This is a genomic window from Stenotrophomonas sp. SAM-B, assembly GCF_013387485.1.
Classification (GTDB): domain Bacteria; phylum Pseudomonadota; class Gammaproteobacteria; order Xanthomonadales; family Xanthomonadaceae; genus Stenotrophomonas; species Stenotrophomonas maltophilia_AA.
The window spans coordinates 588,125-605,736 of the sequence record NZ_JABBXB010000001.1 but is presented as its reverse complement, the minus strand read 5'-3'; the positions used below and the strand labels follow the sequence as shown (position 1 = coordinate 605,736).

The following is a 17,612-nucleotide window of genomic DNA, read 5'->3' as shown; positions in this document are numbered from 1 at the left end:
GGCGACCATCGAGTGATGAGGAGAGACATCATGAACACCCGCAAGACCCTGCTTTCCGCAGCCATCGTCAGCTGCCTGGCCTTCAGCGCCCACGCGCAGCAAGCCCCGGCCTCCACGCCGGCCGCAACCGACCTGGACACCATCCAGGTCACCGGCATCCGCGGTTCGATGGAGAAGTCGCTCGATACCAAGCGCGAAGCGAATGCGCGCCTGGAAGTGGTCACCGCCGAAGACGTGGGCAAGCTGCCCGCGCACAACGTCGCCGATACCCTGCAGCGCGTGCCAGGCGTGAACATCAGCTCGTCCAGCGCCGATGAAGGCGGCTTCGATGAAGCCGACCGTGTCAGCCTGCGCGGCACCAGCCCGAGCCTGACCCAGACCCTCATCAACGGCCACAGCGTCGGCTCGGCCGACTGGTTCGTGCTCAGCCAAGGCAACAACGTCGGCCGCAGCGTCAGCTATTCGCTGCTGCCGTCCGAGCTGGTCAGCTCGGTGGAAGTGAACAAGTCCTCGCAGGCCAAGCTGCAGGACGGCGGCACCACCGGTACCGTCAACATCATCACCCGTACCCCGCTGCAGTTCGCCAAGCAGTTCACGGCCGAAGCATCGATCGGCGCCGTGCGCTCGGACCAGGCCGACTCGACCGATCCGCAGTACTCGGCGTTGTTCAACTACAAGAATGACGCCAACACCTTCGGCGTGCTGGTGCAGGGCTTCTACCAGGAGCGCGAACTGCGCCGTGAAGCGCAGGAAATCCCGGGCGGCTTCTTTGCGCTCAAGGCGACCGATCCGGTCGTGGCAGGCATCCCCGATCCGGCCAATCCGGGCCAGTTCCTGCAGGCGCCGCGTCCGGACCTGGAAGGCCTGTCCATTCCCGGCCTGCTGGGTTCGACCCTGTTCGAGCAGACCCGCAAGCGCAAGGGTGGCATGGTCACCGTGCAGTGGAAGCCGATCGACACGCTGACCCTCGGCCTGAGCGGCTTCACGTCCGAACTGGAAGCGAACAACTACAACCGCAACTTCATGATGTTCGGCAGTGGCTTCGGCCGCACGCAGGCCCCGGACCCGGGTTACACCGTGGTGGATGGCGTGATCACCAACGCGACGTACACCGGCGTTCCCGGTACGAACTACGGCGTGTACGACATGATCTACCGCGAGGCCACCGCCAAGAGCAGCTACGTCACCTTCGACGCGGACTGGCAGATCAACGACAACCTCAACGCGAAGTTCCAGGCCGGCACCACCAAGGGCACCGGCGAAACCCCGCGCCAGTTCATCGCCGAAGTCACCGTCGGCCAGGGTGGCGGCGCGTCTTACGCCAGCCACGGCGCCGGCTCCCCGGTCGACTGGAACATCGGTGGCGACCTCAGCGAAGCAGGCGTCAGCAGCTTCGGCACCTGGGGCAACCAGCTGGTCAAGGCAGAGGACAAGGAAGACTGGGCGTCGCTGGATTTCAACCAGTACTTCAGCAACGGTGGCACGCTGAGCTCGATCGACTTCGGCCTGCGCTTCGCCGACCACGAACGTGAAGCCCTGTCGCCGGAAGGCGCCAGCCCGGGCGACATCTGGTCCGCACTGCGCGGCAGCGCCACCGGGCAGTACCCGGGCAACTTCGCCAGCGGCGTGGGCGGCAGCTTCCCGCGCAACATCTGGTACTACACCCCGGATGCGCTGCAGAACGCCATCGTCAACAACTCGACCTGGCTGGCCGGCAACGACGGTCCCGACGGCCGCCACAACTACGGTGCCGAGTGGAAGGTGAAGGAAAAGAACTTCGCCGGTTACGTGCAGGCCAACTTCACCGGTGACTGGTGGAGCGGCAACATCGGCCTGCGCTACGTCAACATCAAGCAGGACATCGACACCTACCTGGCCGTCAGCGATCCGGCCCGCGCCGACGTGCGCAGCCTGTTCGGCATGTGGCAGCGCCAGGCCTTCGAGAACAAGCACGACCGCGTGCTGCCGAGCGCCAACATCAAGTTCGACCTGGACGATGACCTGGTGCTGCGTGTGGCCGCGTCGCAGACCCAGACGCTGCCGGACTACTCGGCACTGGGTGCGTCCTCGTGGGGTTCGGATCTGAACAAGACCGGCGGTGGCGGCAACCCCGACCTGAAGCCGACCCTGTCCAGCAACCTGGATGCCAACCTGGAGTGGTACTTCATGCCGCGCGGCCTGTTGTCGCTGGGCGCGTACCACATGCGCCTGAAGGACTACATCGCCTTCGACGTGGTCCAGCGCCAGCTCTTCAGCGAACTGACCAACCAGCTTGAAACCTACGACATCTCCACCCCGATCAATGCCGATGGGCAGGTCACCGGCGTGGAAGTGGCCTACGAGCAGCCGATCGGCGAGTACTTCGGCGTCAACGCCAACTACACCTACGCCAATGGCAGGACCAACCACACCTGGGCCGATGGCACCAACAACCTGCTGGGTACCTCGAAGAACACCTACAACGTGGGTGCCTACTTCGAGAACGAACGCTTCGGCGCCCGCGTCAGCTACACCCGCCGTTCCTCGTTCCTGATCAGCCTGTCCGGTACCAACCCGTACTACCAGGACGACTTCGGCACCCTGTCTGCGTCGCTGAGCTACAAGGCAACCGACTGGCTGAGCATCAGCCTGGATGGCCTGAACCTCAACAACCCGACCTACAAGTACTACCAGAGCGCGTTGATTCCGACCTCGTTCTACTCCAACGGCCGCCAGTACTATCTGAACTTCCGCTTCAAGTACTGATCGCCGCGGTAACACGCTGCGCACCTGAAACGGGCCCGGATTTCCGGGCCCGTTTCACAGGTGGAACCCGATTCGCTACAAAGGAATGACCCGATGCACACCCGCACCCGTCGTACCTCGCTGTCGCTGCTGTCCTTCGCACTGGCACTCTCCCTCGCACCGCTGGCCCAGGCCGCCGACGCACAGGCACCGGATGGCCCGAAGGCCCTGCCCGGTTCGCTGATGCTGATCCCCGCGCCGGCGAAGGCCGAGCGCCTCGACGGCGCCGGCTACGCGGTGACGGCGGCCACGCCGGTCCGTGCACAGGGCCCGGTCGCCCAGCGCGTCGCCACGCAGTTCGCCACCCTGCTGCGCGACAGCGGTGGCCCGGCGGTAACGGTGGGCGAAGGACGCGGCAAGGACGGCATCCGCTTCGTGCTGGACGCCACGCTCAAGACCGGTGCCGAAGGCTACCAGCTGCGTTCGGACGCGCGCGGCGCGACCGTGCAGGCCGCCACCGAGGCCGGCCTGTTCTACGGTGCGGCCACGCTCTCGCAGCTGCTTACCGGCGGCAGCAATGGCACGCTTCCGGCGCTGCGCATCGATGATGCCCCCCGTTTCAGCTGGCGCGGCCTGATGCTCGATTCGGCCCGCCACTTCCAGAGCCTCGACGAGATCAAGCAGGTCCTCGATGCGATGGCCGAGCAGAAGCTCAACACCTTCCATTGGCATCTCACCGATGACCAGGGCTGGCGCATGGAGATCAAGCGCTACCCGAAACTGACCGGCATCGGCAGCTGCCGCATTCCGGCCGGCGATGGTGGCCGCGATCCGGTCACCGGCGCCGAGCGTCCCTACTGCGGGTTCTACACCCAGGAACAGATCAGCGAGGTGATCGCGTATGCGGCCGCGCGCCATATCCAGGTGATCCCCGAGATCGACGTGCCCGGCCACGCCACCGCAGCGATCGCGGCCTATCCGGAGCTCGGCACGATCGACACCCCGCTCAAGCCGCTGAGCGAATGGGGCGTGTTCCCGAACCTGTTCAACACCGACGACAGCACCCTCGAATTCCTTGAGAACGTGCTGGAAGAAGTCATCGCGTTGTTCCCGGCCAGGTATGTGCACGTGGGTGGCGACGAAGCGGTCAAGGACCAGTGGGAGGCTTCCGCGCGGGTGCAGGCACGCATGCGCGAGGTGGGCGCCGGCGATGAGATGGAGATGCAGAGCCACATCATCAAGCGCCTGGAAACGTTCCTCGAACAACACGACCGGCGCCTGATCGGCTGGGATGAAATCCTCGAAGGCGGGTTGCCGCCGGAAGCCACGGTGATGTCGTGGCGCGGCACGGAAGGCGGCCTGAAGGCCGCCAGCGAAGGTCACGACGTGGTGATGTCACCGGTGACCGACATGTACATGGATTACCTGCAGACCAACGCGGAGAACGAGCCGCCGGGCCGCCCGGCGACGATTCCGCTGGCGCGCGTATACGGCTTCGAGCCGGTGCCGGACGCGCTGGCCAAAGACAAGCAGCACCACATCCTCGGCCTGCAGGCCAACATGTTCACCGAGCACACGCGCAGCTACGCGCGCCTGCAGCACAACCTGTTCCCGCGCCTGGCTGCCGTGGCCGAGACCGGCTGGTCGCCGCGCGAGCGTCGCGATTACGCCGATTTCCTGGCACGCCTGCCGGCGCAGCTGCAGCGCTACCAGGCGATGGGCATCGCGTATGCGCAGACCCCGTTCCAGGTGGAACTGGACAGCCATGACGATCGCGCTGCCGGCACCGCGACGCTCGCACTGCGCAATCCGCTCGGCTACGACATCCACTACAGCGTGGATGGCAGTGCGGTCACCGCCCAGTCGCCGCGCTACACCGCCCCGCTGCAGCAGCCGCTGCCGGTGGCGCTGCAGGCCGCGACGTTCTTCAATGGCCAGGCATTGGCCAAGGCCGCCAGCCGCTTCGATATCACCGCCACCTCGCTGCTGTCGCGGACCGACGAGCATCTGGCGCAGTGCCCGGGCGAAGGCCAGCTGCTGCTGCGCCTGGAAGATGATGGCCCGGCCGACGGCGAACGTGCGATCTTCAACGTCGACATCTTCAACCCGTGCTGGCTGTGGAAGGATGCCGATGTGGACGGCATTGCCAGCGTCCGCATCCGCGCCGGACAGATTCCGTATTACTTCCAGCTGGCCCACGACGAGCCGAGCCGTCGCTTCGCACCCAAGCGCAGCGCACACGGGGAAATGGACATCCTCGGCGGGCAGTGCGATGGCAAGCCGCTGGCCAGCGTGACGCTGCCGGCCGCACCGGGTGCCGATGGGTTCATCACACTGGAGGCGGCGCTGCCGCGTTCGCTCAAGGGCACGCAGAATCTGTGCGTGCGCTTCACCGGCGACACCCGGCCGACGATGTGGGTGCTGGATGAGATGACGCTGCAGCCGCGGTAACGCCGCAGCCACAAACGAAACGGAGGAGGTAGTGCCGGCCGCTGGCCGGCACCTCATGAATCCGACATCGCCAGATTGCCGGCCAGCGGCCGGCACTACCCGTCATGCGGGGTCCGGGCGGCAGTACCCGTCCCGCGTCACCCGCGCAGGCGAAGCAGCAGGTCGCGCAGCGGGGTGAACACGATCGCCATGCCGGCCAGCACGCCGACGCTGTTGGCCAGCGCATCCATCGGGTCGGCCATGCGATTGACGGTCAAAGCGCCCTGCGCGAACTCGATGCCGATGCCCAGCGCGACCAGGCCGACCGCGGCCCAGACCAGGGCCGCGCGGCGCTGGTAGATCTGCACGGCCGATGCGGCCAGCAGGAAATACGCGAGGAAGTGCTCGACCTTGTCGCTGTTCTCCGGCAACGGAATCGGCGGCGGCGGGATCAGGCAGACCACGAGGGTGCCCAGCACCGCCAGCCACCACAGCGCCAGCCATGCCCGCGGCCAGCGCAGCGGCTTCAGCAGCGTGGTCGCGGCCACCTTACAGGCGCCAGGTCAGATCGCCGAGCTCGAAGGCGGCTTCGAAATCGACATCGCGCTGGAAGCCCATCACCTGGAAGCGCTCGCCCATCCCGGTCGGCAGCGTCAGCTTTTTCACCTGGTCGCGCAGCCGCACGCGGCCGATCTCGTCGGTACGCGCGTCGGCCTTTTCCAGCAGCGCATCGAGCCCGTTGCCGAGCAGGAAACTGGCCTGGGTGCAGTATCCAGCCAGCTCGAAACCGGCGCCGGTACCCGACTCGGCCAACGCGGTGAAATCCACCGAAGCGGTCAGGTCCTGCAGGCCCGGCCAACGGTACAGGTCGTTGTGCACGTGGTGGCGATAGAACGCACGCACGGTGCCCTCGTCGCGGTCGTCCTGGTAATACTCGTTGCGCGGGTAGCCGTAATCGACGAACAGCATCGCGCCGCGCTGCAGGCCGCCGGCGATCGCCTGGATCCAGTACGGCAGCTGCGGCAGCAGTTCGGAGCGGTAACCATCGGCGAAGGGCTTCTCGCGGTAATGCTCGACGTGGCGGACCGCCGCCGTGAGCATCGCATCGGCCGGCTGCGCGCCGCGCACGAAGGCACCGTCGGCATCCAGCTCCACGGTTTCTTCATAGACCATGCCGTCGCGGGCGAGGAAGCGCGGCGTCGGCAGCGCGTCGATCACTTCGTTGGCGAAGACCATGCCGTCCCAGTCGTCATCGAACGGGCGGTCCAGCCATTCCACCAGGGCGAACACCGGCGGGATCAGCGCCTTCTCCAGGCGCTCGCGCTGGCGCTCGCGCAGGTCGGCGCTGGGCTCCAGGATCGCGTAGCGCTCAGGCAGCGCGTCCAGTTCCAGCATGCGCTTGAGCAGCACTTCGGCGAAGGCGCCGCTGCCGCCACCGACTTCCATGAACCGCGCTTCCGGGCCGAGCTGCTGCATCACCGGGGCGATCGCGTTGGCCAGGGTCGCGGCGAACAGCGCGCCGATTTCCGGCGAGGTGGTGAAATCGCCGGCCGCGCCGAACTTGCTGGCACCGGCGCTGTAGTATCCCCAACCGGGCGCGTACAGGCTCAGCTCCATGAAGCGGGAGAACGGCATCGCGCCGCCGTTGGCGAGGATTTCAGCGCGCAGCGCCGCAGCCAGCTCGTCGCTGTGGGCCAGGGCGTCGGATTCGGGGAGGGGCAGTGGGGAATGCATGGCGCGGGCGATTGCGGTGACAATGCACAGCATAGCCTGAGCAGGGAGTACCCCCGATGACCGATACCGCGCCCGTGGCGCTGATCACCGGCAGTGCGCGCCGGATCGGCGCGGCCATCGCCCGCCAGTTCCACGCCTGTGGCTGGTCGGTGGTGCTGCACGCCCACACCTCGACCGCCGAGCTGCAGCAGATGGCCTTCGACATGGACATGCTGCGCCCGGGCAGCGTGCTGGCCCTGCAGGCCGATCTGCGCGATGCCGAGGCCCTGCCCGACTTGGTCGACCAGACCGTGGCCCAGTTCGGCCGGCTGGACACCCTGGTCAACAACGCCTCGAACTTCTACCCCACCCTGCTCGGCCAGATCACCGCCGCGCAGTGGGACGACCTGTTCGCGGTCAACGCACGCGCGCCCCTGCTGCTGGCCCAGGCCGCGGCGCCGCACCTGCGCCGCCAGCAGGGCAGCATCGTCAACCTGACCGACCTGCACGGCACCCAGCCGATGCGCGACCACCCGGTGTACGCAGCGGCCAAGGCCGCGCTGGAGATGGTCACCCGCTCGCTGGCGCTCGAGCTGGCGCCCAAGGTCCGGGTCAATGCGGTCGCGCCCGGGGCGATCCTGTGGCCGGAACAGGGCAAGGATGACTTCGCGCAGCAGGCGCTGCTGGCACGCACGCCGCTGGCACGCACCGGCACGGTGGAGGAGATCGCCGAGGCGGTGTACTGGCTGGCCACCGATGCCGCGTTCGTCACCGGGCACACCCTGCGCGTGGATGGTGGGCGGACGTTGTCGTAAACGCCGGTTGGACCGCACGCTGGGTCGTGTGCAGGCCCCGTACCGACCAACGGTCGGTACCTACCGCATCGATCAGCCGGGCAGCAGGTCCATCGTGTCGAACGGCTCGCCGAACTGCCGATGCGCGCGCCACAGCGCATCCAGGGTCAAACCGCTGACCGGATCGCGGAAGTCCGGGGCGATGTCGGCGAGCGGCTTGAGCACGAAGGCGTGCTTCAGCTCGGGGCGCGGGATGCGCAGGTGGCCGGGGCCCTCCACGATCAGATCGCCGTAGAACACCACGTCGATGTCCAGGGTGCGGTCGCTGAAGCGCGGGCCGCTGCGGTCGCGGCCGTGGGCATCCTCCAGCGCATGCAGCCAGTCATCCAGCGTCTGCAGCGGCAGATCGGTCTGGATCGCCACGGCGTTGTTGAGGAAATCCGGGCCATCAAAGCCCACCGCGGCGGTGCGGTAGGCCGGCGAGACCGCGATCGCGCCGAAGCGCGCGCGCAGGGCCTCCACCGCGGCGTGAAGATGCTGTTGCGGCTGCAGGTTGCTGCCCAGGCTCAGGAGCGCAGTGATCATGGTATTCAGCGTACGTGGGGCGACTCCACACGGGGGCAACGGGGCCAGCGCATAGAATCGGGGTGCACATCATAGGACACCGACATGACCTATTGCGTCGGCATCGAGGTGGACGAAGGCCTGGTCTTCGCCGCCGACACCCGTACCAACGCGTCGCTGGACGACGTGCGCGTGCACCGCAAGCTGCACGAGTTCGAGTTTCCCGGTGAAGCGGCCTTCGTCATCATGGCCGCCGGCAACTTGGCGACCACCCAGCTGCTGATCTCGCGGCTGCGGCGCGACGTGGAGGAGCAGCGGCCCGAGAACCTTCGCGCTTACCGCCATCTGTTCGAAGTGGCCGAGTACGTGGGCCGCGTGCTGCTCGACAGCCAGGTCAAATCCAGCACGCATGAGGCCGGGCAGGATGGCATCGTGACCCAGGCCACGCTGATCCTGGGCGGCCAGATCGGCGGCGAGCATCCCGGCCTGTACATGATCTACCCGCTCGGCAATGCCATCGCGGCGTCGCCGGAAACCCCGTTCCTGCAGATCGGCGAGTCCAAGTACGGCAAGCCCATCCTGGACCGGATCCTGCGCCCGCAGACCCGGCTGGAAGACGCTGCGCGCACGGCCATCGTGTCGCTGGACTCGACCATCCGCTCCAATCTGTCGGTCGGGCTGCCGGTCGACCTGGTCTTGATCCGCAAGGATGACCTGCGCATCACCCAGCGCATGCGCCTGGCCGGCGACAGCCCGCTGTACGCGGAAATCCACGGCAATTGGTCTTTCAAGCTCGAACAGGCCGTGGCCAGCCTCCCCCGGTTTCCGTGGGAGGCCTGATCAGGCGGTTTCCAGCGCCTCGGCGACCGAACGGAACACCTGCTGCATTTCCAGTGGTTTGCGCAGCACGTGCACGTTGATGCCCGGTGGGAAGACCGCCAGCGGCACGGTGACGTCGGCTTCTTCCAGCACCAGCGCCGGGCCGCGATAGCCCAGCGAGGCCATTTCGCCGAGCAGGTGGCTGGCCGAGAGCAGCTTGGAGCCCGCATCGGCGATCACCAGCGCGGGCATGGTCTCCTGCTGCATCCAGCGCAGCGCGGCGGCGCCATCGGAGGCCAGCTGCAGGTGATAGCCCTGGCTGGAAAGCGCATTGCCCAGCAACGACAGCCGCGTGGCCTCGCCATCGACCACCAGGATCGACTGCCCCGTACCGGCGGTGATCGGCCCATCGACCGCCTCGGCCGCATCGGCGATCACCTGCATCGGCAGCAGGACATCGAAGCGCGTCCCGACGCCCGGGGTGCTGTCGACCTGGATGGTCCCGTGCGCGCCTTCGATGATGCGCTTGCAGGAAATCAGGCCGAGCCCGGTGCCGGTCGCCTTGGTGGTGAAGAACGGATTGAACAGGTTCGACAGCGTCTGCGCGTCCATGCCGATGCCTTCGTCGGACACGGTGATGCACAGCCAGTCATCGCCATGGGTATCGGCGGCCGCGGCAGCGCGCAGGGTCAGCCGGCCACCCTCGGGCATGGCCTGGATGGCATTCAAGGACAGATTGAGCAGCACCTGCTGCAGCTCGGTGTAATTGGCATCCACCGCCAGCCCGTCGGCCACCTCCAGGTGCAGGGTGACCTTGGCCGGCAGGTTGCTGCGCAGGAGCAGTTCCACGCCTTCGAACAGGTGGGCCAGGCAGATGTGCTCGCTCGGCTTGCGCGAACCGCGCACGAAGGACAGCATCGACTCGGCCATCTCGTGGCCGCGGCGGCCGCACTCGGCGATGATGTCGGCCAGATGGTGCAGCTGCGGGTCGTCGGTGCGCGCCTTGAGCAGGTCCGGCATGATCAGCAGCGGCTGCAGGATGTTGCGCAGGTCATGGCTCAGCCCGGCCGCCAGCAGCGACAGGCTTTCCAGCCGTTGCGCGCGCATCAGCTCGGCTTCCACCCGCTGGCGGTCGATCGCACTGCGCGCTTCGCGCACGGCGCGCGCCACCGCCGAGGGCAGGCGCGCCGGCTGGTGCTTGATGATGTAGTCGTTGGCGCCCTGGTGCAGGGCGGCCACGGCGTTTTCTTCACCCATCGTGCCGGACACGAAGATGAAGGGCACGTCCGGCAAGGCGGCGCGCACGATCTGCAGCGCTTCATTGCCGGAGAAGCCGGGCATGCTCAGGTCCGACAGCACGATGTCCGGCGCGGCGCGCTCCAGCGCTTCGCGCAGTTCCTGCGCGCTCTCGACCCGCTCGAAACTGGCCTCCAGGCCAGCATCGAGCATCTGCTCGCACATCAGTTCGGCGTCTTCCGGCGAATCCTCGATCAGCAGGATCCGCAGGGCACCCAACGCAGGGCCGGTGAGCGGCATGGGCTTACTCGACCTCCGGTGCCTGGTTGATCAGACCCCAGAACTTGCCCAGGGTCTGCACCGCACCAAAGAACTGGTCCACGTCCACCGGCTTGACCACGTAGGCGTTCACGCCCATGTCCCAGCTGCGCGCCAGGTCGCTTTCTTCGCGCGAGGAAGACAGGATCACCACCGGCAGCCGCTTGAGCTCTTCGGTGTTGCGGATTTCCTTGAGCACTTCCAGGCCATCCATGCGCGGCATCTTGATGTCCAGCAGCAGCACCGCCGGCAGGCCTTCCTCGCGGTTGGCGAAGGCGCCACGGCGCAGCAGGTAGTCCATCGCTTCCACGCCGTCTTCGACGTGCACGATCGGATTGGCCAGGCGGGCTTCCTTCAGGGCGTCGATGGCCATCTCGGCATCGGCGGGGCTGTCCTCGGCGAGGAGGATGGTGCGGAGAGCGGTCATGCGGCGGAGCCCTTGTTGATTGCGTCGAGCGCGGGTGGAAGAACGAAGTGGAACGTGGCGCCCTGATCGACCGCCGACTCGGCCCAGATGCGGCCGCCGTGGCGGGTCAGCACCCGGCGGACGCTGGCCAGGCCGATGCCCGTGCCCGGGTAGTCGCTGGCCTTGTGCAGCCGTTGGAACACCCCGAACAGCTTGCCGGCGTAGGCCATGTCGAATCCGGCGCCGTTGTCGCGCACGGTGAACAGATGGCTGCCGTCAGGCTGGAGTTTGTAGTCGACCTCGATCCGGGCCGGCTCGCGGTTGGAAGAATACTTGATCGCATTGCCGAGCAGATTCAGCCAGACCTGCCGCATCATGTTTTCATCGGAAACAATGATCGGCAGCGGTGCGATCTTCCAGTCGACATGGTGCGGCACGCCGGTGCTTTCCGACTCGCTCTGCTGGTTGGCATCGAGCATGGCGCGGGTATCGGCGACCAGCGACTGCATGTCCACGGCCTGCAGGCGCATCGCCGCCCGGCCCAGGCGCGAATAGACCAGCAGATCGTCGATCAGGGCGGCCATGCGCTTGGCCGAATTGGAGATCACGCCCAGGTAGTGCAGCGATTTTTCATCCGCGCCCTCGCCCAGGTGGCGGGTCAGCTTGTCCGAGAAACCGGCCACGTGGCGCAGCGGCGCGCGCAGATCATGCGATACCGAATAACTGAACGCTTCCAGCTCGCGGTTGACCTCGGAGACCTGCTCGACCTTGCCTTCCAACTGGCGGTTCAGTTCTTCCACGCGCAGCTGCACGGCGCGCTGGACGGTGACATCGCTGACGGTCATCAGCACCACTTCATCGTCCTTGTCCGGCAGTGGCATGCGCCGCGCGTTGATCAGCATGATCCGCACCACGTCATCGGCGGTGCGCTGCTCGTGCTCGTAATCCCACAGCTCGCGGCCGCGCAGCAGCACGTCGGTCAGGCGCTGGCGGACCACCGCATCGGCCCAGGCACCGTCGCCGATGCTGTCCAGCGGCAGCCCTTCGGCCGGGGCCTCTTCGTCCAGGCCGTACAGCTCGCCGAAGGCCGGGTTGTGCATCTGCACGCGCAGCGCGCGGTCGAGCAGCACGATCGGTTCGCGCACCGTGTGCAGCACCGAGGCCGCACGCTCGGCCGCACGCAGCGAGGCACGTTCCGCACTGAGACGGTGGCGGATCTGCCGCTGCAGCAGCCACAGCACCAGGCCAAGCAGCAGCAGCTGCACGATCAGTGCCGACCAGGAGACGAGCTCGCCCTGGCGCTGCTGCGCGGCGAACAGTTCCGAGCGCTTGGCGAGCAGCTGCTCTTCGGTGGCCTGCAGTTCCTCGACCAGGCGGCGGATCGGATAGCGGGTGGTCAGGTCAGCCACCAGCTGCCGCTGATCGGCGTCGGGCGCGGAACGGGCCAGCTGCTTGGCCAGTTCCATGCGGCGTTCAAGCATCGACTGGATGCGACCGATCCGGATCAGCTGATCGGGATTGTCGCGGGTCAGTTCGGCCAGCCGGTCCAACCGCCCGGGAATATCATCGGCCTGCGCCAATCGCTCGCGCAGGCCCGGCGCGTCGATGCCCTTGGACATCGTCAACGCAGCAGATTCAACATCGCGTACGTCGGCCTGCAGCTGATAGACGGCCACGCCGACATCCTGGGTGTGGGTGACCCAGTTCATCGCATCGATGTTGTCGTTGGCCAGTTTGCGCAGGGTGAGCCACGGCACCACGATGATGGCTACCGCCGCCAGGGCCAGGGCCGGCAGACGCCAGCGGTCCCAGATTTGATCACTGAACACCAGCGCCATAGTCCCTCTTCAGCTCGATGCCAAGACCGGCCATGCCCAGCCACCGGAATGACCGGGCCGTGCACCGCGCCGACGATGGCGAAGCGCTGAATATACTCCACCCCTTTGTGAATACGCAGGCAATCACCTGTCTGAACGCGCTCGCGGAGGCTCGGAGGGCGCGCGACGCTTGCCAGGCGGAGGGGGGACTGCCCCACAAAAAAAGCGCGCCCGAAGGCGCGCCCTGTTCAACATTACGGCCGAACTCAGCGCTTGGCAGCGGCTGCGGCGACCTTCAGGCCAGCGGCGTCGACACGCTTGACGCCCTTGATCTGCTGGGTCACGCGGACGGCCTTGTCATGCTCGGCCTGGCTGGCCACGGTGCCGGTGAGGGTGACCACGCCATTGACGGTCTCCACCTTCACTTCGGTACCCGGGACGTTCTTGCTGGTCAGCAGGTCGGCCTTGACCTTGGTGGTGATCCAGCTGTCGGTGACCGGCTCGGCCGAATCGTGCGTATCGGCATGGGTCATCGCGGCATGATCGGTGCTCTTCGGCGGATCCTTGGCCATCGCGGACGAGGTGCCCAGCACCATGCCCAGGGCCAGCGAAGCAGCAAGCAGATTACGGGTCGTGTTGGTCATGTTCGAATTCCTTTGCGGATGTGGGGCCAGTGTCCGTGCAGGGCCGTGGACGGGACGTGGGCACCACATAACGTTGCCGTGAACCACTCAGCTTGCTGCCGAACCGTTCAGATTTCCGCCTCGCGCGCGCAGCCGTTACGCTGTCCTGCCCCGTTATGTTGGAGTGCACCATGGCCGCCGTACTTCAGGTGGGACTGATCGGCTACGGCCTGGCGGGCAGCGTGTTCCATGCGCCATTGATCCTGCACACGCCGGGGCTGGCCCTGCACAGCATCGTCAGTTCGCAGCGTGATCGGTTGCTGCGCAGCTTCACCGATGTGCGCCTGTGCGACGACCCGCAGCAGCTGTTCGATGATCCCGCGGTCGACGCCGTCGTCATCGCCACGCCCAACGATGCGCACGCACCGCTGGCGCGCGCCGCGCTGGCCGCGGGCAAACACGTGCTGGTGGACAAGCCGTTCGCGCTCTCGGTGGCCGAAGCCGAGGCAGTGGTGCAGGCCGCACGGGAGGCGGACCGTGTCGTCACCGTCTTCCAGAACCGTCGCCATGATGCCGACTTCCTCACCCTGAAGCAGGTGCTCGCCGAAGGCCGCGTCGGCCGCGTCGCCGAATGCCATTCCCACTTCGACCGGTTCCGCCCGCAGGTGCGTGACCGCTGGCGCGAGAGCGATGCCCCCGGCAGCGGCCTGTGGATGGATCTCGGTCCCCATCTGCTCGACCAGATGCTGCAGCTGTTCGGCTGGCCCGGCGCGATCAGCGTGGACCTCATGGCGCAGCGCGAGCACGCGCTCGGCAACGACTACTTCCACGCGGTGCTGCACTACCCGCGCCACCGCGCGATCCTGCATGCCGGTTCGCTGGTCGCCGCCTCCAGCCCACGCTTCATCGTGCATGGCGATGCCGGCAGCTACCTCAAGGACGGGCTGGACGTGCAGGAAGATCAACTGCGCCGCGGTGTTGCACCGGGCGCGCCGGGCTGGGGGCTGGACCCGCAGCATGGCCACCTGGTGCGGGCCGATGCGGACGGACACACCCAGCGCAGCACCGTGGACAACGTGCCCGGCGATTACCGCGCGTTCTACGCGGCCTTCCGCGATGCGATGCTGGGTACGGGCGAAGCGCCGGTCAGCACCGCGCAGGCACTGCAGCTGATGCGCCTGCTGGAAGCGGGCGCAGAGAGTGCACGCAGCGGGCGGCGGGTGACCCTGTGAGTCGGCCACGCCAGTCCACGTAGATCCACGCCCTGCGTGGATGCGGGCCGGACGATCACGTTCCGTCGGCCCGCATCGGTCGGCTCAGGTCGACTTGATCGCGTGGCCGCCGAACTCGTTGCGCATCGCCGCCAGCAGGCGATCGCTGAAGGAGTTCTTCTCGCGCGAGCGCAGCCGCTCAAGCAGGGACAGGGTGATCACCGGAGCCGACACGTCCAGGTCGATCGCTTCGGCGACGGTCCAGCGGCCTTCGCCGGAGTCATCGACATGGGGCGCGATGCCGTCCAGCTGCGGGTTGCGGCCCAGCGCATCGGCACTGAGATCGAGCAGCCACGAACGCACTACGCTGCCGTGCTGCCAGGCCTTGGCGACCTGCGCCAGATCGAGGTTGAACTCGGTCTTGCGCTGCATCAGCGCGAAGCCTTCCGCGTAGGCCTGCATCATCCCGTACTCGATGCCGTTGTGGACCATCTTGCAGAAGTGCCCTGCCCCGCTCGGGCCGACATGCGCCCAGCCGCGGTCTTCACCCGGTGCCAGCGTGCGGAAGATCGCGCCGATCCGTTCGACCGCGGCCTTGTCACCGCCGATCATCAGGCTGTAGCCCTCCTGCAGGCCCCACACGCCGCCGCTGGTGCCGCAGTCGATATAGGTCACGTCTTCGCCCTGCAGTTGTTCGCTGCGGCGCATGGAATCCTTGTAGTACGAGTTGCCGCCGTCGATCACCACGTCGCCTTCGGACAGATGCGGCGAGAGCGAGGCCAGCGTCTGGTCGACGACGCCGGCCGGCACCATCAACCACACCACGCGCGGCACCGGCAGCGCGGCAAGCGTATCGGCGATCGAGGCGCTGACCTCGAAACCACGCGCGGCCGCCGCGGTGCGTGCGGCCTCACCGGGATCGACCCCGATCACGCGATGACCGCCGCGGTGCAGGCGCTCGGCCATGTTGGCGCCCATGCGGCCCAGTCCAATCATTGCAATATCCATGACTCACCTTTGCTCAGCTTGCGAATACGGTTGTGTAACGGGAGAGACCGGCGCGGCCGCGCACTGCTGCAGCTGTGCGTCGATCCAGCGCCGGTACAACGTGGTGTGCAGATTGTGCAGCCCCAGCTCGATCGCGAACGGCGTGCGCGGATTGCGGTCGAGCAGGCGCGCGATGTGATATCCGATAGGACGTATACCGCGTGGATGCACGTAAATCAGGAACCCCTGGTAGAACGGATCGTCCAGCAATGCGTCCAGTTCCTTCAGCAGCGGCTGCTGCGCGGCCGGCACTTCGCGCCGCCAGATCGGATCACGCTCGATCAGCAGGCGCTCGAAACGGCGCGGGCCCGGGCCCGGCATGCTTTGGGCCAATGACCAGATGCGCCGGTTGATCCGGTCGTAGTACGCGAAGCCGTCGTGCTCGCGCAGCGCGCGCGCCGCCGCATCACTGACATCGACCACCACGAAGTTCTCGGCCTGGTTGTTGATGTCGTCCAGGTAAGCGCGGTCGAACACGTGCTCGATGAAGCCGGGCGTCCCCACGAACGCCTGCCGCCCGCGTTGCGCGGTCTTCGTTGCCTTCCCATCGGCGAGGAACTCGCCGGCATGCCGGCCGAGCAGGATGCTGTCGGTCTCGTGCAGGGTCAGGAAGGTGCCGATGGACAGCTCTTCAGCCGAGAACGCGCGATCGAACGCGGCATCGCCGTACAGCTCGCGCTGGGTCGCCAGCTGCGCGACCTGACGGCCCACCCCGCACTCCGCGCGCACGCGGCCGTCGTAGAAGGTCTGCAGTGCCGCGCTGTTGGCCTCGGCCGGCTGATAGCCACGGCCGAAGCTGCGGAAGCGCTCCCAACCCTTGGCCTGGGCGCCACCGGCACCGAAGCCGATCCAGCCCAGCTGCAGCGCCGAGAAGCGGAACCCCTCGTTGTCCTGCAGCGCGGTGGTGGCACGGCGGGTGGCGGCGCCGAGCTTGAACGCGTAGGCGCAGACCGTGGCCGGATCATCGAACAACGTAGGCAGCCAGGCCTGCCGCTGCGCCTCCGACCATTGACGCGGCAGCTGCACGCGCAGGTCGCCGGCCGCCTGCGCCTGGTGCAGGTCGGCGCGCTCGCAGACCGGTCCGCCCTGCAGCATCGGTGCCTCGATGTCGGCGGCGCTGATCCGCCAGCCCAGCTCCTCCAGCACGCTCTGCGCGCAGGACGCCGCACTCCACGCGCTGGCCGCGGGGATCAGTCCCAGCAGCGCGCCGAGCACGCAGCGGTGCCAGCGCTGCGATCCTGCTGCCATGGCCTGCCGCACCCCTGCCCGCTCAGCGCAGCGATGCCGGGGTATCGCTCACCACCGTGGTGGGCGGCGTCTCCACCGCTGCAGCGGGCGCCGCGGGCGGGGCGGCGGCCGGCGTCGGCTCGGGCACGGCGGCGGCCGGCAGGTACTGCTGCAGACGCTCGAAGAAGCGGCGGTAGAAGGTGGCGTCCTGCACGGTGCTGCTGGCCACTTTCACCAGCGAGTCGTCATTGCTGCCGAACGGCAGCGAGACCGAGCCCAGCGCACCCACGCCGACGCTGGCCGAGGTCGGGCTCTTCTTCAACGCGTAGCGGTCCTGCACGGCGCTGACGAAGACCAGCGCCTGGTCGCCGCGCGGCGCACAGGAAATCCGCAGCACCAGCTGCTCGTGCTCCTCATCCTTCGGCTGGAAGTTCTTGTTGCCCTCCACCGCGTCATCGCCGGCGCGGGCAATCGCATAGCCCTGGCTGAGCAGGGTGCGTCGGGCGGCTTCGCAGGCCTGGGCCGGCGGGCCGGGGACGGTGCGCGAATAGGTATCGCCGGAGTCGAAGGACTCCCGGATCAGGGTACTGTCGGCGGCGCGGCCGCCACAGGCGGTCAACGCGGCGAACACCGCCAGCAGCGGGATCGAACGTACACGACGAAAGCGCATGGCCGCTCCTGCG

The 17,612-nt window shown here is 67.4% G+C and carries 15 protein-coding genes; 5 read left to right on the top strand and 10 right to left on the bottom strand.

Annotated elements, in window-relative coordinates:
* Positions 1 to 30: 30 nt before the first annotated feature.
* Positions 31 to 2,745: a TonB-dependent receptor gene (locus HH110_RS02620; protein ID WP_176988190.1), complete on the top strand. Its 2,715-nt coding sequence runs from the start codon at positions 31 to 33 to the stop codon at positions 2,743 to 2,745.
* A gap of 93 nt (positions 2,746 to 2,838) precedes the next feature.
* Positions 2,839 to 5,175 carry a family 20 glycosylhydrolase gene (locus HH110_RS02615; protein ID WP_176988189.1) on the top strand — a complete coding sequence of 779 codons (2,337 nt, stop codon included), beginning with the start codon at positions 2,839 to 2,841 and terminating at the stop codon, positions 5,173 to 5,175.
* A gap of 137 nt (positions 5,176 to 5,312) precedes the next feature.
* Here the strand turns inward: HH110_RS02615 and HH110_RS02610 are convergent, their stop codons facing one another.
* Both HH110_RS02610 and HH110_RS02605 read right to left on the bottom strand, forming a co-directional pair.
* Entirely contained in the window at positions 5,313 to 5,702 is a 390-nt protein-coding gene (locus HH110_RS02610) for a VanZ family protein (protein ID WP_176988188.1), read from the bottom strand.
* Between the two features lies 1 nt (position 5,703).
* The gene (locus HH110_RS02605) at positions 5,704 to 6,888 is read right to left on the bottom strand and encodes a class I SAM-dependent methyltransferase (RefSeq protein WP_241696369.1); all 1,185 of its coding nucleotides are present in this window, start codon (positions 6,886 to 6,888) and stop codon (positions 5,704 to 5,706) included.
* 56 nt (positions 6,889 to 6,944) lie between these two features.
* On the opposite strand from HH110_RS02605, the gene HH110_RS02600 reads away from it, so the two are divergent.
* Positions 6,945 to 7,682 carry a pteridine reductase gene (locus HH110_RS02600; protein WP_176988186.1) on the top strand — a complete coding sequence of 246 codons (738 nt, stop codon included), beginning with the start codon at positions 6,945 to 6,947 and terminating at the stop codon, positions 7,680 to 7,682.
* A 72-nt stretch (positions 7,683 to 7,754) separates the two neighbouring features.
* Here the strand turns inward: HH110_RS02600 and folK are convergent, their stop codons facing one another.
* The gene (gene folK, locus HH110_RS02595) at positions 7,755 to 8,246 is read right to left on the bottom strand and encodes a 2-amino-4-hydroxy-6-hydroxymethyldihydropteridine diphosphokinase (protein ID WP_176988185.1); all 492 of its coding nucleotides are present in this window, start codon (positions 8,244 to 8,246) and stop codon (positions 7,755 to 7,757) included.
* Positions 8,247 to 8,330: 84 nt separating this feature from the next.
* On the opposite strand from folK, the gene HH110_RS02590 reads away from it, so the two are divergent.
* The gene (locus tag HH110_RS02590) at positions 8,331 to 9,065 is read left to right on the top strand and encodes a 20S proteasome subunit A/B (RefSeq protein ID WP_152152276.1); all 735 of its coding nucleotides are present in this window, start codon (positions 8,331 to 8,333) and stop codon (positions 9,063 to 9,065) included.
* On the opposite strand, the gene HH110_RS02585 is transcribed toward HH110_RS02590, so the two are convergent.
* From HH110_RS02585 to HH110_RS02570, 4 genes are all read right to left on the bottom strand, one after another.
* Complete coding sequence (locus HH110_RS02585; RefSeq protein ID WP_176988184.1) at positions 9,066 to 10,580, bottom strand: ATP-binding protein; 1,515 nt, start codon at positions 10,578 to 10,580, stop codon at positions 9,066 to 9,068. It abuts the gene before it with no gap.
* A 4-nt stretch (positions 10,581 to 10,584) separates the two neighbouring features.
* Entirely contained in the window at positions 10,585 to 11,025 is a 441-nt protein-coding gene (locus HH110_RS02580; RefSeq protein ID WP_176988183.1) for a response regulator, read from the bottom strand.
* Positions 11,022 to 12,842, bottom strand: coding sequence for an ATP-binding protein (locus HH110_RS02575; RefSeq protein ID WP_176988182.1), 1,821 nt, complete (start codon positions 12,840 to 12,842; stop codon positions 11,022 to 11,024). Before HH110_RS02575 ends, HH110_RS02580 begins: the two co-directional genes overlap by 4 nt.
* Before the next feature lie 245 nt (positions 12,843 to 13,087).
* Complete coding sequence (locus HH110_RS02570; RefSeq protein WP_176988181.1) at positions 13,088 to 13,465, bottom strand: BON domain-containing protein; 378 nt, start codon at positions 13,463 to 13,465, stop codon at positions 13,088 to 13,090.
* 170 nt (positions 13,466 to 13,635) lie between these two features.
* Here HH110_RS02570 and HH110_RS02565 point away from each other — a divergent pair, with 170 nt between their 5' ends.
* The gene (locus HH110_RS02565; protein WP_176988180.1) at positions 13,636 to 14,676 is read left to right on the top strand and encodes an oxidoreductase; all 1,041 of its coding nucleotides are present in this window, start codon (positions 13,636 to 13,638) and stop codon (positions 14,674 to 14,676) included.
* Positions 14,677 to 14,760: 84 nt separating this feature from the next.
* Here HH110_RS02565 and gnd read toward each other — a convergent pair whose 3' ends face one another.
* The 3 genes from gnd to HH110_RS02550 are packed head-to-tail and all read right to left on the bottom strand — an operon-like array spanning position 14,761 to position 17,599.
* On the bottom strand, positions 14,761 to 15,663 hold the full coding sequence (gene gnd, locus HH110_RS02560) for a phosphogluconate dehydrogenase (NAD(+)-dependent, decarboxylating) (protein ID WP_176988179.1): 903 nt from the start codon (positions 15,661 to 15,663) through the stop codon (positions 14,761 to 14,763).
* A gap of 3 nt (positions 15,664 to 15,666) precedes the next feature.
* Positions 15,667 to 16,950 (bottom strand): hypothetical protein, encoded by a 1,284-nt coding sequence (locus tag HH110_RS02555; protein ID WP_176988178.1) that lies wholly within the window; start codon positions 16,948 to 16,950, stop codon positions 15,667 to 15,669.
* 22 nt (positions 16,951 to 16,972) lie between these two features.
* Complete coding sequence (locus HH110_RS02550) at positions 16,973 to 17,599, bottom strand: DUF2242 domain-containing protein (RefSeq protein ID WP_176988177.1); 627 nt, start codon at positions 17,597 to 17,599, stop codon at positions 16,973 to 16,975.
* Between the last annotated feature and the right edge of the window lie 13 nt (positions 17,600 to 17,612).

Coding starts and splice junctions, on each gene's coding strand:
- HH110_RS02555 (WP_176988178.1), bottom strand. CDS start 16,950: ATGGCAGCAGGATCGCAGCGCTGGCACCGCTGCGTGCTCGGCGCGCTG.
- HH110_RS02570 (WP_176988181.1), bottom strand. CDS start 13,465: ATGACCAACACGACCCGTAATCTGCTTGCTGCTTCGCTGGCCCTGGGC.
- gnd (WP_176988179.1), bottom strand. CDS start 15,663: ATGGATATTGCAATGATTGGACTGGGCCGCATGGGCGCCAACATGGCC.
- HH110_RS02550 (WP_176988177.1), bottom strand. CDS start 17,599: ATGCGCTTTCGTCGTGTACGTTCGATCCCGCTGCTGGCGGTGTTCGCC.
- HH110_RS02600 (WP_176988186.1), top strand. CDS start 6,945: ATGACCGATACCGCGCCCGTGGCGCTGATCACCGGCAGTGCGCGCCGG.
- HH110_RS02605 (WP_241696369.1), bottom strand. CDS start 6,888: ATGCATTCCCCACTGCCCCTCCCCGAATCCGACGCCCTGGCCCACAGC.
- HH110_RS02580 (WP_176988183.1), bottom strand. CDS start 11,025: ATGACCGCTCTCCGCACCATCCTCCTCGCCGAGGACAGCCCCGCCGAT.
- HH110_RS02575 (WP_176988182.1), bottom strand. CDS start 12,842: ATGGCGCTGGTGTTCAGTGATCAAATCTGGGACCGCTGGCGTCTGCCG.
- HH110_RS02565 (WP_176988180.1), top strand. CDS start 13,636: ATGGCCGCCGTACTTCAGGTGGGACTGATCGGCTACGGCCTGGCGGGC.
- HH110_RS02585 (WP_176988184.1), bottom strand. CDS start 10,580: ATGCCGCTCACCGGCCCTGCGTTGGGTGCCCTGCGGATCCTGCTGATC.
- HH110_RS02590 (WP_152152276.1), top strand. CDS start 8,331: ATGACCTATTGCGTCGGCATCGAGGTGGACGAAGGCCTGGTCTTCGCC.
- HH110_RS02620 (WP_176988190.1), top strand. CDS start 31: ATGAACACCCGCAAGACCCTGCTTTCCGCAGCCATCGTCAGCTGCCTG.
- HH110_RS02615 (WP_176988189.1), top strand. CDS start 2,839: ATGCACACCCGCACCCGTCGTACCTCGCTGTCGCTGCTGTCCTTCGCA.
- folK (WP_176988185.1), bottom strand. CDS start 8,246: ATGATCACTGCGCTCCTGAGCCTGGGCAGCAACCTGCAGCCGCAACAG.